The sequence below is a fragment of the Hungatella effluvii genome, from assembly GCF_003201875.1.
Lineage (GTDB): Bacteria > Bacillota > Clostridia > Lachnospirales > Lachnospiraceae > Hungatella > Hungatella effluvii.
In genome coordinates, this window is sequence record NZ_QJKD01000008.1 from 33911 (window position 1) to 49402 (window position 15492).

At 44.9% G+C, this 15492-nt stretch carries 15 protein-coding genes; 1 reads left to right on the forward strand and 14 read right to left on the reverse strand.

Annotated elements, in window-relative coordinates; translation table 11 throughout:
* Positions 1-4: 4 nt before the first annotated feature.
* Genes DFR60_RS15855 through DFR60_RS15865 form a run of 3 tightly spaced genes read right to left on the reverse strand, consistent with a single transcriptional unit; the run spans position 5 to position 2808 of the window.
* Positions 5-1192, reverse strand: a complete 1188-nt coding sequence (locus DFR60_RS15855; RefSeq protein ID WP_110323768.1) for an iron-containing alcohol dehydrogenase — start codon at positions 1190-1192, stop codon at positions 5-7.
* Positions 1193-1217: 25 nt separating this feature from the next.
* A complete protein-coding gene (locus tag DFR60_RS15860; RefSeq protein WP_110323769.1) occupies positions 1218-1943 on the reverse strand; it encodes a carboxymuconolactone decarboxylase family protein in 726 nt (241 codons plus the stop codon).
* A 13-nt stretch (positions 1944-1956) separates the two neighbouring features.
* Complete coding sequence (locus DFR60_RS15865; protein WP_110323770.1) at positions 1957-2808, reverse strand: aldo/keto reductase; 852 nt, start codon at positions 2806-2808, stop codon at positions 1957-1959.
* Between the two features lie 129 nt (positions 2809-2937).
* Between DFR60_RS15865 and DFR60_RS15870 the strand changes: the two genes are divergently transcribed.
* The gene (locus tag DFR60_RS15870) at positions 2938-3792 is read left to right on the forward strand and encodes a LysR family transcriptional regulator (RefSeq protein WP_110323771.1); all 855 of its coding nucleotides are present in this window, start codon (positions 2938-2940) and stop codon (positions 3790-3792) included.
* Positions 3793-3810: 18 nt separating this feature from the next.
* On the opposite strand, the gene DFR60_RS15875 is transcribed toward DFR60_RS15870, so the two are convergent.
* From DFR60_RS15875 to DFR60_RS15925, 11 genes are all read right to left on the reverse strand, one after another.
* Positions 3811-4311: a GtrA family protein gene (locus DFR60_RS15875; RefSeq protein WP_110323772.1), complete on the reverse strand. Its 501-nt coding sequence runs from the start codon at positions 4309-4311 to the stop codon at positions 3811-3813.
* On the reverse strand, positions 4298-6739 hold the full coding sequence (locus DFR60_RS15880; protein ID WP_110323773.1) for a glycoside hydrolase family 3 C-terminal domain-containing protein: 2442 nt from the start codon (positions 6737-6739) through the stop codon (positions 4298-4300). The genes DFR60_RS15875 and DFR60_RS15880 overlap by 14 nt, the downstream gene beginning before the upstream one ends.
* An 84-nt stretch (positions 6740-6823) precedes the next feature.
* Complete coding sequence (locus DFR60_RS15885; RefSeq protein ID WP_110323774.1) at positions 6824-9733, reverse strand: glycoside hydrolase family 3 protein; 2910 nt, start codon at positions 9731-9733, stop codon at positions 6824-6826.
* Positions 9734-9850: 117 nt separating this feature from the next.
* On the reverse strand, positions 9851-11164 hold the full coding sequence (locus DFR60_RS15890) for an ATP-binding protein (RefSeq protein ID WP_110323775.1): 1314 nt from the start codon (positions 11162-11164) through the stop codon (positions 9851-9853).
* A complete protein-coding gene (locus DFR60_RS15895; RefSeq protein ID WP_110323776.1) occupies positions 11164-11871 on the reverse strand; it encodes a LytR/AlgR family response regulator transcription factor in 708 nt (235 codons plus the stop codon). Before DFR60_RS15895 ends, DFR60_RS15890 begins: the two co-directional genes overlap by 1 nt.
* Before the next feature lie 214 nt (positions 11872-12085).
* Positions 12086-12268: a hypothetical protein gene (locus tag DFR60_RS15900; protein WP_110323777.1), complete on the reverse strand. Its 183-nt coding sequence runs from the start codon at positions 12266-12268 to the stop codon at positions 12086-12088.
* 21 nt (positions 12269-12289) lie between these two features.
* Complete coding sequence (locus DFR60_RS15905) at positions 12290-12799, reverse strand: hypothetical protein (RefSeq protein ID WP_146218606.1); 510 nt, start codon at positions 12797-12799, stop codon at positions 12290-12292.
* Positions 12800-12810: 11 nt separating this feature from the next.
* A complete protein-coding gene (locus tag DFR60_RS15910) occupies positions 12811-13281 on the reverse strand; it encodes a hypothetical protein (protein ID WP_110323779.1) in 471 nt (156 codons plus the stop codon).
* A 21-nt stretch (positions 13282-13302) separates the two neighbouring features.
* A complete protein-coding gene (locus DFR60_RS15915; RefSeq protein ID WP_110323780.1) occupies positions 13303-14106 on the reverse strand; it encodes a hypothetical protein in 804 nt (267 codons plus the stop codon).
* Positions 14107-14119: 13 nt separating this feature from the next.
* A complete protein-coding gene (locus DFR60_RS15920) occupies positions 14120-14440 on the reverse strand; it encodes a hypothetical protein (protein ID WP_110323781.1) in 321 nt (106 codons plus the stop codon).
* 46 nt (positions 14441-14486) lie between these two features.
* On the reverse strand, positions 14487-15377 hold the full coding sequence (locus tag DFR60_RS15925; RefSeq protein ID WP_110323782.1) for a phosphoadenosine phosphosulfate reductase family protein: 891 nt from the start codon (positions 15375-15377) through the stop codon (positions 14487-14489).
* Positions 15378-15492 lie beyond the last annotated feature (115 nt).

The following is a 15492-nucleotide window of genomic DNA, read 5'->3' on the forward strand; positions in this document are numbered from 1 at the left end:
CTCCCTAACGATAAGATTCTTTATAGATAGCCACACAGTCCTCATTACTCAACTGGCAGGGATCGTTCAGGAAATTCACTCCAAGCGTATCCTTCGCATTCTGTGCCATTTTTTCAAATTCGTCCGGCGTAATACCATAATCCGACATCTTTAAATCAGCTACCCCGCAGGCTTCCTGGAGGTTAACCAGCGCCGTAATGAAATCCTCCGGCTTTGCAGCGTTCTCCATCCCCATCAGACGGGCCATTTCAATAAACCGGTCATCGCAGACATGTTTGTTGATAAAGAAGCTGTAAAATGCCTTTGAAATCATGATAAGCCCCGCGCCATGTGGAAGTTCATGATGATACGCACTTAAAGCATGTTCCAGCGGATGTGCGCTTGTACAGGAACCTACACACATCTGGATTCCAGAGAGATAGCTGCCGAACGCAACCTTTTCCATTGCGGAAATATCGGTAGGCTCCTTGATAGCTTTTGGCAGATAACCGCTGACATTGCGGATTGCCTCACTTGCCACCATTTTGCTCATTTCGTTGCGCTTATTGGAAATAAAACCCTCGGTGCTGTGAAACAGCGCGTCAAATCCCTGGAATGCCTTAAACTTTGCCGGTACGCTCGTCATTAGCTCTGCATCTACAATCGCAAGTACAGGGAATGTTCCGGTCCCAAAAACACCTGTCTTTTCATCGGTTTCCGGATTCGTAATAACTGCGCCTCCGTCTGTTTCAGAACCAGTGCCTGCGGTTGTGGTAATTGCAACAATGGGGAGCGCCGGCGTCACAGGCCACTGCTTTTTACCTGTGCCGAACTGAACATAATCCCATAAGTCACCGCCGTTGGCCGCCATGATTCCGATTGCCTTGGAGGCGTCGATGACGCTGCCCCCGCCCAGTGCCACAATAAAATCGCACCCGTTTTCTTTGGCAAGCATTCCACCTTCTTCTACAACCGGTTTGGTTGGATTTGCAGGAATCTTATCAAACAAAACGACTTCGACTCCGGCTTTCTGAAGCTGTTCCTCCACCCTGTCAAGGTAGCCGTTTGTACGGGTTGATTTTCCGTTGGAGATGACCAGCAAGGCTTTCTTACCCTTCACTGTCCCCATAGGTGTGTTAATTTCTTCATGTAACATGCCTAATTTACCGGCGCCAAATATCGCTTTTGTTGATACTCCAAAGATAAAACTCATAACGATTTCCTCCTGTTTTCATTGATTAATTTGTGCATACTTCATTTATGCAGTTTAAGGCATTCAAGGTTCTGGGGTAGCCGATGTAAGGCATACACTGTGAAATCACATTGATAAGAAACTGCTTATCATTGCCTACCCGGACATTGCCGTCAATATGTCCTTTGAGCTGCGGTTCACAACCGCCCTGGGCCAGCAGGAAGCAGAATGTAATCATTTCCCTCTGTCTGTAGTCAAGACCATTTCTTGTATAGTAATCCCCAAAGCAATTAGCTGCCAGCCAGCAGTTAATGTGTCTGCTTTCCTCCGGTCCGGATTTGTATAAGTCTTTCATTCTCTGTCCGAAAATTTCAACCTGTGTCTGGCTGCCCCTTATCAGACGGTTTTCTGGATTTGTCGTGGACTGGCCGGAAAGGGGAAGGGGAATCTTCTTTTCTTCAAAGACTTCATTGGTTGCTTTTAAAAATGGATACGTTCTGCCGACTCCTAAGTATGCTGTGGCCTGATATCCAATCTCTTTCACCTCAACCGGTGTAATCCCGGCGCTCAGCGCATCCGGCAAAAGTTCTTTATAAAGAGCAGCGCCCTGGCAGCCTATGAGTGTTGCCAGAATCGCCATGTAGCGGGTTCTTTCCTCCAATCCCTTTCCGGGTTCACCGGTCACCTCGCTGCACGCAAACTGTTCAAAAAATTCTTTGAATTCCGGATCAGTCATTTCAAACTCTGAAAGATACATATTTGTTTTTGCCATACGAAATCTCCTTTTAATCGTGAATTTTTAGGTTGTTAAGCTGCCTTGCGGTACATGCGCAGCTATGGTCAATTATTTCGCTGTGTCCAATATCCATAGCAGTAATTGCGGTCATTTCCTTTTGTGTCAGCTCAAAGTCCCAGATATCTATATTTTCTTCCATCCGTTCTTTATGGGTGGATTTCGGGATAATCACGACTCCCCGCTGTATATGCCAGCGGAGGATGACCTGAGCTGTGGTTTTATTATGCTTTTCTGCTATCTTAGTAAGAACATGATGATGAAAAATATCTTTCTGCCCTTCTGACAGCGGCCCCCATGCCTGGGGCTGAACACAAAACATTTTCATCACATTGAGAGCCGCCGTCTGCTGGTGAAAAGGGTGGATTTCAATCTGATCGACTGCCGGCATAACCTCCGTGTTCATGCATAAGTCCGTGAGACGAGCCTGATCGAAGTTACATACCCCGATGGAGCGGATGCTTCCTTCCTTTTTCAAGCGTTCAAGAGCCCGCCATGCGCCATAATAATCACCAAATGGCTGGTGGATTAGATATAAATCCAGATAATCAAGTTTTAGTTTTTTCATGGAAACGTCAAAAGCCTTTAATGCTTTATCATACCCGGCATCTTGTATCCATAACTTTGTTGTGATAAACAGTTCTTCTCGCGGAATTGCCGACTTTTTTATTGCATTTCCAACCGCCTCCTCATTTAAATAGGCGGAGGCCGTGTCAATCAGGCGGTAGCCAGTCTCAAGAGCGTCATTTACACATCGCTCGCACTCATCGGCATCATTAATTTGAAAGACGCCATACCCTTCCATCGGCATTTCCGTACCGTCATTTAAAACTGTATTCTGCATTTTTTATCCTCCTTGCTTTTATTTTCTGGCTTTATTCTAAAGTTTTTTTCTGAAAAAGTACAATGCCGTTTGCGCAATGTGCTATAATGTAAACGCATACTGAAACGGATGGAGCAAAGGAGGAGTCGTATGTTTGAATTATACCAACTGGAACAATTAGTAATATTCGCAAAATGTGGAACACTGTCCAAAGCCGCAGAACATCTGCATCTTTCACAGCCGGCGCTTAGCCGCTCCATGCAAAAGCTGGAGGATGAACTGCGGGTGACAATATTTGAACGTCATAAAAACAAAATCGAGCTTAACCAAAATGGATTACTGGCAGTGGAGTATGCCGAAAAGGTGCTGGATCAGTCAAGGAATATGGCAGAGCAGCTCCGGGCGTTTGACCGGAGCCGTCATACCATATCCGTAGGCTCCTGCGCACCGGCTCCTCTATGGGAAGTGGCGCCGTTACTATCCGATCTCTACTCGGATATGACGATTTCTTCTGAGATGAAGGATAAGGATTGTTTGCTTCAGGGTTTGCAGGATGGCTCTTATCAAATCATACTCCTTCCCGAACCGTTAGAAGCGCCAGACCTCTATTGCACAAAGTACGGAGAGGAGCACCTGTTTTTTTCCCTGCCTCCCGCCCATGCCTTGTCTGGCAGCAAAAGTCTTTATTTCAAGGATTTAGACGGGGAAAATATGCTGCTCCGTTCTAAAATCGGTTTTTGGCATGACATACACGTTAAAAAAATGCCTGCCGCCCACTTTTTTGTGCAGGAGGAAAATTTTGCTTTTAACGAGCTGGTTAAAATCTCTGCGCTGCCGTCGTTTACTTCTGACCTGGTGATAAAGCGCGAGGGAAAAACACCAAACAGAATCATCATACCCATTCTGGATCAGGAAGCGAATGTCACCTACTATTGCCTGTGTAAGAAAAGTGATATGAAAAAATTAGGCGCTTTCTTCAGGAGAATCGAGCGGGAGCGAAAGTGAGCATTACAGGGCTTATTTTTACTGTTTAGGCATAATCCAGAATTTCATTGTCGGATAGCTCAGTACCACTTGTACCAGGATATTCACAATATTAGCTAACGTTGGAACAACTCCCTGGGGAATGCCTGTATTTACAAGCAATGTCTGGCTGTATGCGGGCAAAGCCGCCGACACGATGACAAGCACCACAGCCAGGCATATGTACTTTGGCACTGCTTGGGCAAACGCTGCGTTGGACCTAAATACAAAATTCTTCTGAACAAAAAAATTCACTGTCTGAGCGCAGGCCGTAGCCATCAGAAAACTTGCAAAGCCGCAGAGCCCCAGATCACTCTCCACATTCGTATAATTAAATATCAGAAAGCGGAAAGGCGTCCGGTTCAGCGATGAAAACACAAACCCTGTACAAATCCACATGACTGCGAAGTTCACCACGGTAGCCACATTTGACAATACATTAAACAAAATAAACTCCCAAATATTGGGGTGTTCTGATATCCAGTTCTTAATTCCTTTCATTGCTTTTGTCCTCCCTGCGCAGCAGTTTTTCATATTTCCGGTTTTCTCTCTGGTTTTTGAAATAGCCTGCGGCTATTTTGGAAACTCCGTGAAGGAAGTGACCATTTATCACCGTCAGCATTCCATCGACCATATCCATGCTCACCAGACCACTGGTCATCTTTGCAATCCCGCGGAAGGGCATATTATAGATGAAAAGTATATTCAAATCAGGCTTGCCTTTTTCTTCACTTCGCTTTTTCATGGTGGTGAGACGGTTGTAAATCATGCGGGCCAGTCTGCTTTTTGCATAATACATCTGGCAGATGGCGTCGTTGATTCCCAACTCTCCCTTCCATTTGCCGGAGGGAAGCGGATAACCGAGAAGTGTCTCGAACTCCTCGTCCTTCACCTGTTTAATCAGCCCTGAAAAATAGGATGGGAGCTGTTCCTTCACATAAGGATATTCCGTGGTCGTTCCAGCCACTGGAAGGCGGCTTACCAGGCGAAGGTCTGTTGCGCTGGCGGCTACAACAATCTGATAGTTCCCTTCCTCAATTTCCCAGCGTCCGGTATTCACATTCCAGTATCGGAAGGTTTTATCATCAAAGGGGATATGGACCGTCTGACTCTCCCCGGCTTTTAGAAATACTTTGGCGAATCCTTTCAATTCTTTTTCAGGACGAAATACCTTTGGCTCTGGCAGCGCAATATATAACTGTGCAACCTCAGCGCCATCAAAGTCTCCGGTGTTGGATAAAGTAAAAGTAACGCCATCTTTTGTCACTTCTAAGTCCGAATATTCAAACCTGGTATAAGAGAGGCCGAATCCAAATGGATAAAGGACTCTTACCAGACTGGTATCATAGTAGCGGTAACCCACGAAAAGTCCTTCCCTGTATTCCGCATTCCTCTCTTTGCTTGGGAAATTCCCATAGGCAGGAGTGTCCTCATGGCGAAGCGGATAAGTCTCGTTCAATCTTCCGGAAGGGTTGACTTTTCCCGTCAGGATATCCAACATCGCGCTTGCTCCGGCCTGTCCGTTTAAATATCCATGGAGAATCGCTTTACAGCACGGGTGCCAGGGCATCTCTATGGAAGATCCGGCGCTGATAATTCCTATTACATTTGCGTTTGTCTGCGCCAGGACGTTTAGCAGGTCAATCTGATTCTGTGGAATCCGCATATGGTTCCGGTCAAGTCCTTCTGCCTCACTCAGCTCATCCAATCCGAAAAAGTACAGAACGATGTCAGCCCCCTCCGCCAGGTCAAGCGCCGCTTTTCTAAGTGCGGCATCCTCCTCGCCGGTCCGTCTGTAACCCTTTTGGATTCCAAGAACCTGGAGATCGTATTCCTTTATCACTGTCTCAATGGTTTCCAGCCTGGTGGGATTGACCATAGAAGAACCGGCCCCCTGATATCTCGGTTCAATCGCAAAATCTCCAATCACGGCCACCTTAGTCTTTGCTTTAAGGGGGAGGATACCGTTTTCATTTTTCAGCAGCACAGCGCTTTCTGCCGCCGCTTTTCTAGCCAGCATATGATGAGCCTGTTCATCGAAAGGCTCTGTTGACGTCGCGCCTTTTGATAATGTCAATACAGCGTCAAGCAGATGATCCACACAGGTATCCAGCTCCTCCATTGTGAGTTCCCCGGTATCGAGGGCTTTTAACAGCTCTCTGGCAGAACCCAGGCCAGGTGTCGGCATCTCCAGGTTCGAGTTTGCTTTTACCCCTTTTACATGGTCATTGGACCCTCCCCAGTCCGAAATAACAATTCCCTCAAATCCCCATTCCTTTCTGAGGATATCTTGAAGCAGGTGCATGTTTTCATTGGCATATTCACCGTTTATTTCATTGTAGCTGGTCATAATGGCTTTGCCATTTCCCTCTTTTACCGCAATTTCAAACCCGGTTAAATAAATTTCCCGTAATGTCCGTTCATCCAGTACGGAATTCATTGCCATGCGGCGCAGTTCCTGGCTGTTGACTGCAAAATGTTTCGGACAGGCGGCAACGCCATTACTCTGAATCCCTTTTACATAGGCAGCCGCCATTTTCCCTGACAGATAGGGATCTTCGGAAAAATACTCGAAATTCCTTCCGCATAAAGGGCTTCTTTTAATATTAAGTCCTGGGCCGAGCACAATATGAACGCCTAAAGCAGAGGCTTCTTCGCCAAGGGCTTCTCCGATTTCGTTTCCTAATTTGGTATCCCAGCTATTTGCAATCGTTGACGCGGTAGGAAAGCAGGTAGATGGAAGGGAGGCGTTTAATCCCAGGTGGTCCCCGGCTCCTTCCTGTTTCCGGATTCCATGTGGGCCATCAGAGCAGAACAGAGAAGGAATCGCAAGATGCGGAAAATCTCTTGTCTGCCACTCTGTTTTTCCACTTAAAAATGCCGCTTTTTCTTCTACAGTCATCTGACTAATCAGTTCCTTATATTTCATAATCCACTGCCTTTCATTCAATCAGGCGAAACCATCTCCTGACAATTTAAAAATGATATTGCCCGGAGATGGCTTCCGTTTTACTTATTCTGCACTGTCTATTTTTCTTTTCTTCAAATATCCCCGGATTACCAGTATCTCAAGTCCTGCCAGAAGAACGGCAGCAGCAAGATCGGCGCCATAAACAATCTTTAACCAGTTGGGAATTGTCCCTGGAACATAGTTTTCATACGCAGAACTGTTTACAGTTGTATAGAATATGTTCTTTACCGCCTGACGCATGGCTATTACGGATGTTGCGCTTAAATCTGTCATGATTGCCTCGTTTCCCGCTGTGCCTAACATCATATCCGTACCGCCGCGAACCGCCCGGTCTGCGTCCATATAGCCATAATTTCCAAAGTAATCGGAAATCACCATGCCTTTAAAGCCCCATTCCTCTCTCAAAACATTTTTTAAAAGAGCAGCACAGCCGCCGGCCCAGTCTGTACCAATGAAATTATAAGAGGACATAACAGCTATTTTCCCATCTGGATTGCTCTTTACTGCTTCTTCAAATGGTTTCAGATAAATTTCTCTGATGGCCTGTTCCGTACTCCAGGTGCAGCACAAGGCGTTTCGATTAATCTCCTGTTCATTTAATGCAAAATGTTTGATGAAAGGATACATGCCTGACTCTACTGCGCCTTCCACCTCGGCTACTGCCATCTTTGCGCTTAACACACTATCTTCTGAATAATACTCAAAATCACGGCCGCCAAAAGCACTTCGGTGCATATTCATGCTTGGAGCATACCAGCCTACAATATGGAAATCGGCAAATTCAAGCCCCATCGCTTCCGCATACTCTTTTGCCAGATCAAGATTCCAGGTCTGAGCCAAAACCACTTCCGAACAGAATCCGGTTCCAAACGCTCCCAAAGTGCTTGAATTTACGCCGGCAGGTCCATCCGTATCCAAAATCCTGATTTTATTAACAGAACCAACCGCTGCATTCTGATGACCGCCGAAAGCAATTAATTCTACCATTTCATCTACTGTCACCTGATCCAGCAAGGACTCCCATCTGGGGTCATCGTAATCAGCGCCTCTTAAATCATATAGTTCCATGCCGTTCTTCGCCCCGGTTACAGGCATTACATCGTCCGCATGATTAAACACGGCAGGATCGTATGTTCCATTTCCCTGGACAATGCCATCCAACTCAAAATCAACCGGTTTCGCCGTTGCGGCTGCATAGTTCTCAAAGCCATTTTTTCTTGAAAGGTAGGTCACGTCGCCTTCCGCAAAGTCAAACTGGCGCTCTGCCACCTGTACGTCCCCATTATGGGTTCCGTTTTCATCAAAAACTACGGTTTCTGCTACATGATAATTTCTTGTATCCACCAAAGTATGACTGTCTGTCCTAAGACTGATCTCATAGTCTCCAGCTTCCAACACATAATGCCCTGTTTCATAAGTATCGTAGGATGCCATATCTTCCACATCAAAAGTCAGCGTCATTGTCTGTGATTGCCCCGGTTCCAGTAAGTCTGTCTTATCAAATGCTGCCAGGTTTACGCTGGATTTTTCAATTCCGCCATTAGTATAAGGCGGGGTATAATAAAGCTCTACGATCTCTTTTCCGGCTGTATTCCCCGTATTTGTCACCGTTACATCAACACTGACCGCACTGTCAGTTACTTGCAAATCGCCCATACTCTGCTGGAAAGTGGTATAGCTAAGTCCATATCCAAACGGGTACATAACTGTATCTTCATAGTTAAAGAGTCCTTCTTGGGCCGCCGTCTCATAAAAACGGTATCCAACATAGATGCCCTCAACATAGTTGACAAAGGAGACGATTCCGTCTGCTTTCTCCCAGGCCGCCTTTGCCGCCGCAGTAACGTCCTCTGTGTTGGTATAAGCAAAATGCCCAATATTGTTAAAGTACGGCGCTTTATGTATGTCTTTCAGCCATGTGTCAGCAGTCTTTCCCGATGGATTGATTTCGCCTGACAATATATTTCCCAGCGCGTTAAAACCCGTGGAACCGGCCCCTGCGCAGAGAAGCACGCTTTTAATCTGTTCATATTCCTCAGTCCAGCCCATTTCCATGGTATTAGCGCCGTTGTAAATGACGACCACATTGTCAAACTCATCACACACCATGTCCACCAGTTCTTTTTCAGTACGGCTTAATTCTAAATAGGACTGTCCGGCTTCAAAATCGTCATAGTTATCTGAATTATTCGTATAGCTCCCTTTCATATATTTCGTGCCGATTTCCATCGTAGATCCGTCCATCACAGGTCCCATATCGTAAGGCAGATCTGCGCCTTCCCCACCGGTTCTGGAGAGTACAACTACCGCAACATCGGAAAAATCCTTTGCATGATCCAGCACTTCCCCGGAATATTCCGCGGCCGGGATTTCAGGGAGGGTCCAGTCCTGTCCATCGTTAATACTGATGGCAGGGCGGTCTGCCCGGTACTGCTCATACAGCTCTGATAATTCCTCATTTGTTTCAAATCCTGCATTTTCAAGTCCCTGAAGAATGCCAATAGCCGTGGCTGTATCAACCGTTCCAGAACCTGTTCCTCCATAGATCGGGTTTGTTGACGCCCAGCCAAACACATTGATTTTCTGCGGAGCAAGGGGAAGGAATCCATCTTCATTTTTAGTTAATATGATGCCCTCATTGGTTACTTCTTCCACAACCCTCCGGGAGTTCTCCACATGTTCCGGCTTTAATTCTCCCTTATCAGACAGTATGACATTCAGCGTATTATAAATGGTTCCTGTCACAGCCGAATTTATGGTAAGAACCACAATTAAAACAAACGCAAATACGGACTGCCAGCGGATTAGTCCCCGCATCGGTTTCTTCCATCTTTTTGCAACTATTAATGCTGCAATCATACAAACAAATGCAATACCGATTATGATGAGGTGTGTCCGCATCATCTGAATGACACTTATGACATCCTCCCATGCTACTTCAACATTACCCATACCCAATTCCTCCTTAAAAATCATTTGTTATATTTGTTGTGAGATTAAAATACCATAAAAACAGCCAGGAAAACCAAAACTGGTTTTTCTGGCTGTTTTTATGGTAAAAGTGGTAGTTCAAGACTGTTCCGGATAAAAAATAATATCCACATAAAATCTCTTTTTTTCTTCGCGCATTAACAAGGTCCCACTATATTTTTCCACGATATACTTAATGCTTCTGACACCAAATCCATGATATGCAGTCTCTTTTTTCGTAGTCAATGGCAGTCCGGCCTCAAACACCACCTTTTCCCCACAATAATTCTCTACATGAATATAATTCCCATGGTTGCGCTGGCTGACAGAGATACTGATGATTCTTTTTTCTTCATCAGGCTCCTTCACAACACACTCTATTGCATTATCCAATAAATTCCCAAACAAGGCATATACATCAGTAGTCGAAATAAAACCCAAAATACTGCCATCCACCATGCAGCTTAGTTTAATATTATACTCATTGCACAGCAGTCCTTTTTCGGTCAGTACCAGATCGAGAGCATCATTGCCCGTCTGGTAAATATTATCATAGATTTCCAGCGCACCCTTGACGTCATTGATATATTCCTGCTGATCATCTACATTCTCAATCCGCGGGATTTTAGAAATACGGTATTTTAAATCATGACACTTCAAATTAATAATATTAATCGTTTCCCTGGACAGCTTCTGCTGTTCCCCCATATTGTGCAGCAGGCTCTCCATCATTTCATTCTCATGGAGAATCCGGTTTTGTACGGACATATAATAAGCGATAAAAATTGCCAAAAGGCTGCAGACAATAGCATATACTTTACAGAACACATTCTGGAGCAGACTGCTGTTCCCGCGAAACATGGCATGATCTACTAACACGCTGATAATTACCACGGTAAACAAAATTGCAAGGGCTAATAGGATCATGCGTATATCCCTGTTTTTCAACTCCCCTTTCCCCTCATATCTGCGTATTACACAAAAATAGATCAGGAGCGATACGGTTACATACGGAAGCACACGCACAAAAATAAAATCAGGGACTACTGACAGTGAAAATCCAGTCAACGTCTGAATAATGGTTATCAGGGCAAATGCAATATGCTGTGTTGCGTATCCACAAACACCTGCAAATAAAATTTCCGCTAAATTGACTGAATAGCACCACTTCATCAGTCCCAAAGTGAGGAGGAACAAACAGCCATAATACAGAATCAGTATAACCGGGTTAGCCCCCGGAATGCTGGAACATATATGGAAAATCAAAAAAGCCAGCACGAAATATGTTAAAAGCCCGGACAAAAGGCGTATTAAAAATTTATCTTTCCTCTCGCAGCCTATTACAAAGACGCTTTCACCGATAAAAAGCTGCATGGAAAAGCGAATACAGGAAATCAGTTGTATCCCCGCCATTAAAAATCACCTCCCAGATATTTCATAAAGTCTTCCTTAAATTCTTTCTTCCGCCTTCTGGTAATCGGTAATGGCACTTCATCTACCCAGACCGTATCTTTTTCCATCTTCGTAACGTATTTCAGATTCACCAGACAGCCATTGATACATTCGGAAAAGCCCTCCCTGCTCAACTGTTGTTCCAGTTCGCTTATCGTTCCTCTTGAACGGCAGACTCCCTGCTTTGTATGAAATACCAGATAATTTTTATCTTTTTCTACATAGATAATCTGGGAGCTGGTCAGCTTTATAATCGAATCCTCTGTATGTATGACAAAATCTTTTTCCATATTTAATCTGGAAAAACGGATTGCCTTATTCAGCTTATCCGTAAACACATAGTAGCTGACAGGCTTCACTATAAAGTCAATGGCATTGACTTCATATCCATGGATTGCATATTGAGCCATGTTGGTAACAAATACGATGCCCAGAGCCTGATCCTTCTCACGGATTTTTTTGGCCGCTGTCATTCCGTCCATATGCGGCATCTCAATGTCCAAAAAAATCACGTCCAGATTGCCGTCATAATCTTCAACAAAATTCAACCCGTCATTGAATTCTTTCATGCTGAAATTGACCTTCTCCTCTTTTTCATACTGTGTTAAAAATGATTTCATGAGTCGCAGATGGTCCAAATCATCATCAATCAAACCAATTCGAATCATATCCTTGCTTCCCCCGTCCTTCCGATATGCCCAAATTATAACACAAGTAAATGATACATTGTAGTCTCAAATGCTATTTCATCTGGGTATCCGCAGATCCCGATTAGCAAATAATACAAGTCAAAACATTTCTTAAAATACACTGGGCATAATAAAGGCGAAACACATGATTAAATAAACATGTATTTCGCCCTATTCTTTACCTTATATTAATTCAACACACACATTTCCCGGCTACTGCATAATCGCAGTAACACTCCTTTTCTTCAAACTCCTTTTTTAACACGATCAATGCTGTCATCAGACCACCAGGAGCCGATTCACCGCCACGCCCGCATATTCCGCAGTCCAGGTTTTGATATCCATGGCTTTTCAATATTGAATTAATCTGCTCCATAAAGTAACCCTGCAGGCGATGTCAATCCCCCCGATAAGGATCAACTTCTGAAGCTGGCAGTCCCTGATAATATGCTACCGTTCCAACAGGTTTTGACTGGCAGATTTTGATTGGATATGGCAAAGCCGCATTGTCCTCGTCCTCACAGGCAATACAAATTCCAATATCCCGATACTCTGTGCAGCTATTCCAGATTCTATCTTCTCTTAACCGTCTTTCAATCTCCTTCGGAGATAATTCCAAGTTTGCATAATATAAATACCAGTTATAGCTGGATATTTCTCTGCCAATACTTTTGATAACAAAGTAAGGATTTTGAGATAAAAATTTCCGATTCCAATCCGCTACTAAATCGTAAATATCCTTTCCCGCAAAATCGCCATAACCATTATAACATGGCTCATATAAAATGCCCCCGTCCGGGCACATCACATAGGCCGCTCTGTCTATTTTCAGTCTTCTTTTATTGTTCTTATCCGCAAATCTCCAACTAAAACAACCCATTTTAAATTCTCCTTTCCATTTAAACACAGCACATAATCTTACCGAACAGCCTCCGCTTTCTCCTGCTTCTTATTTACGATTTCTTTCACACGTTTTTCTGCAATCACAAAGCCGCGGTATCGCTGTTCTTCCTCAAATTCTTTAAAATATGTCTCAAATACCATTTCCGCTACCAACTGGCTGTTTGGAGCCGGTTCAGCGCTGATTCTATAAGTTCCGTAGTCCAGATTCTGGTACCCGTAGCTTTTCAGTATGGAATCAATCTGCTCCATAAAATAATCCTGAAGGCAGACCGTTCCATGGGATACGGTATAGAATACTGAATCCGACAGATAGCGGTTAATCTGCACAAATTCAAATTCGTCCGGTCCAAGGCATCTGCAAAACTGCGCGCAGTCATCAACCGTTTCTGTCCACTCTCCTTCCCCTTTTACCCTTGTTATCTGGAACATCATTCCTGCTGTCCACGCTTCTGCCTGGCAGTTCTCTTTCTCCATCTGACTCTCCATATTTCCTCCAAAAAACCCTAATCAAGAGGCAATGAAACTGAAAATATCCATTTGCCCTGGTATCTGCGGATGATCCTCGGCATGGATCGCTTTTATCTTATCCATCTGTATGTACACCATATTCCTTTCTTTCATGAGCCGAGTAACTTTATCACGGCAGGTTCTCAACATCTCAATACCATTCTCCGGAACCTCATGGGACCGCATCAGAACACAATCGTCCTGTTCTATGGCTTTTTCCAACTGTTCTACATAGCCAAGCGCATAGTAAATATCGGACTTCTTCCGCTCTTTCTCACTTAATTCCGGATTTTTTTCAGCAAGCCACTGATAGTCCTTATTTTCCTTATAGATTTGCAGCGCCCTTTTTGCCGCCGCCTCGATCTCCGCTCTCCGCGCCATGTACTGGCTGCTAATCATGTCCGGTATCTCCAACTCATAACTGGCTGGATAGTCTGCTTCAAGCAGACAGCTTCTAATCCGGCGCCGCTGGGATATCATGCGGTTTCTGAGAAGGTTTAGTTCAACTCCGTCCGGGCAGTTGAAATCCGTTCCCCCGAGCGCATATATCTGCTTCCACAAATCATGCAGCGCTTGGAGTTCCTTCCCCAGCGTTTCCGCCATTGCCCGGTTCTCTATTTTCTGTTCGTCCCCAGCTTCCCACTCATCACAGGACTGATGTTCCAGCCCTGAGTCGGATACAATGGCTTTGCGAATCAGTCCATGTACACAGCAGCCATAGTAATATCGGTTCTCTCCCAGTTTTATTTCCTTCTGTTCCCGTTTCAATGACACACAGGTATTGCAACACGCCTTACCAATCATGCAACCGCTCCTCTCAGGCAATCTTTGCCTCCATCTCACTATAAACCTCTGTAAATGGGGAATCTTCCGCCTCAACCCAGCCGGTTCCCTCCACTTCCTCGTACAATGCCTCCAGCATCGTATACGGCAATAACACCAGGGACTCATTTTGCGCATAGCTGCGTCCATCCTCCAGCTTATCAAACAGCACTGCATGTCCGTGCGTATCGTAATAGTAGCAGTCCTGTCCCCGCGCAAGGATTGTATCCGGCCTTACCACAAGGGCATACGAATACGCATTGCTTTCTCCCAATCCGCAAACGCTTACAGCAATTTTTCCATCAATGATAACCATAAAATCGTTCCTTTCTTAAATGAGAACAGACCTCTTTGTCCCGTTTTTATACAGCTTCATCAAATGCTTCCACATCATAGTCAAGTTCCATCTGTCCCTCCACCTGTTTTTCCCGTTTGGGATTCCCGTACATCCACCAGTTGAATACCGCTTCACCATTCCTCCAGTTCCCATCTGTTTTTCCGGCAGCTCTCCTGGCCTCTACCATACGGTCAAAGGTTCTGATATACGCTTCCCGGTACTTCGGATAACGTTTAAATTCCCACTCCCTGTTTTTTACCGACGCCAAAGGGCAGCCGATACAGCCGAGCCGGCGAAATCCGCAGTCGTAAAGCTCACAGTAAGAAATCTTTAGAGAATAAATAAAAAGCCACACCTCATTCTCTGTCCAACTGATGATGGGATTGATTATCCGTTTCCCCTTTAACTGGCAGTTTTCAATTATCCTGCGGCTTTCTTCATTATCATTATTAAGTATTAAATCCGGTTTCCGTTTTCCCAAAACCTCGACTGCTCCACGGCTTTCCCGTTTACGGCTCTCCTGCCATCTCACCCCGGTAATCACAAAGCGGCCTTCCCCTCCCGTCTCTTTTAGCACGCTGCAGCAATACCTGGCGTTCCGGTAGGGGGGAAGCTGCTTTTTGATAATCAGGTTCCACATGGTAATTGGCGGATAGTCTATAATCACATCAGGATAAATCCGCCGGATAAAATGCACCAGCTCCGGCGGATCTACTGTGGTTAAATGGTAATGTGCCTCGAACCGGACGCCGGCCATTTTTGCCAGATGGTAAATCACCAGGCTGTCCTTGCCTCCGCTGAAAGCTAAATAAAAGCCGGCAGGGTTCATGGCCAACGCGGCCGGTTCACACATGTTTAGCAGTTCAACTGCATCTTTCATTTTTTTCTCTATTTCAAACAGATATAGCTGTTCCATTCCTTCCCGTCCTTCACATACATTTTGCTATGGACGGAAAAGCCATTCTTAACGGTGTGTCTTTTTACGCTGCTAACCGAGTACAGTCCGGAACTTCAGCGCGCAATCGCCTGAT

Excerpts from the sequence above, each read along its gene's own strand:
- DFR60_RS15855 (WP_110323768.1), bottom strand. The coding sequence starts at position 1,192 with ATGAGTTTTATCTTTGGAGTATCAACAAAAGCGATATTTGGCGCCGGT.
- DFR60_RS15860 (WP_110323769.1), bottom strand. The coding sequence starts at position 1,943 with ATGGCAAAAACAAATATGTATCTTTCAGAGTTTGAAATGACTGATCCG.
- DFR60_RS15865 (WP_110323770.1), bottom strand. The coding sequence starts at position 2,808 with ATGCAGAATACAGTTTTAAATGACGGTACGGAAATGCCGATGGAAGGG.
- DFR60_RS15870 (WP_110323771.1), top strand. The coding sequence starts at position 2,938 with ATGTTTGAATTATACCAACTGGAACAATTAGTAATATTCGCAAAATGT.
- DFR60_RS15875 (WP_110323772.1), bottom strand. The coding sequence starts at position 4,311 with ATGAAAGGAATTAAGAACTGGATATCAGAACACCCCAATATTTGGGAG.
- DFR60_RS15880 (WP_110323773.1), bottom strand. The coding sequence starts at position 6,739 with ATGAAATATAAGGAACTGATTAGTCAGATGACTGTAGAAGAAAAAGCG.
- DFR60_RS15885 (WP_110323774.1), bottom strand. The coding sequence starts at position 9,733 with ATGGGTAATGTTGAAGTAGCATGGGAGGATGTCATAAGTGTCATTCAG.
- DFR60_RS15890 (WP_110323775.1), bottom strand. The coding sequence starts at position 11,164 with ATGGCGGGGATACAACTGATTTCCTGTATTCGCTTTTCCATGCAGCTT.
- DFR60_RS15895 (WP_110323776.1), bottom strand. The coding sequence starts at position 11,871 with ATGATTCGAATTGGTTTGATTGATGATGATTTGGACCATCTGCGACTC.
- DFR60_RS15900 (WP_110323777.1), bottom strand. The coding sequence starts at position 12,268 with ATGGAGCAGATTAATTCAATATTGAAAAGCCATGGATATCAAAACCTG.
- DFR60_RS15910 (WP_110323779.1), bottom strand. The coding sequence starts at position 13,281 with ATGGAGAGTCAGATGGAGAAAGAGAACTGCCAGGCAGAAGCGTGGACA.
- DFR60_RS15915 (WP_110323780.1), bottom strand. The coding sequence starts at position 14,106 with ATGATTGGTAAGGCGTGTTGCAATACCTGTGTGTCATTGAAACGGGAA.
- DFR60_RS15920 (WP_110323781.1), bottom strand. The coding sequence starts at position 14,440 with ATGGTTATCATTGATGGAAAAATTGCTGTAAGCGTTTGCGGATTGGGA.
- DFR60_RS15925 (WP_110323782.1), bottom strand. The coding sequence starts at position 15,377 with ATGGAACAGCTATATCTGTTTGAAATAGAGAAAAAAATGAAAGATGCA.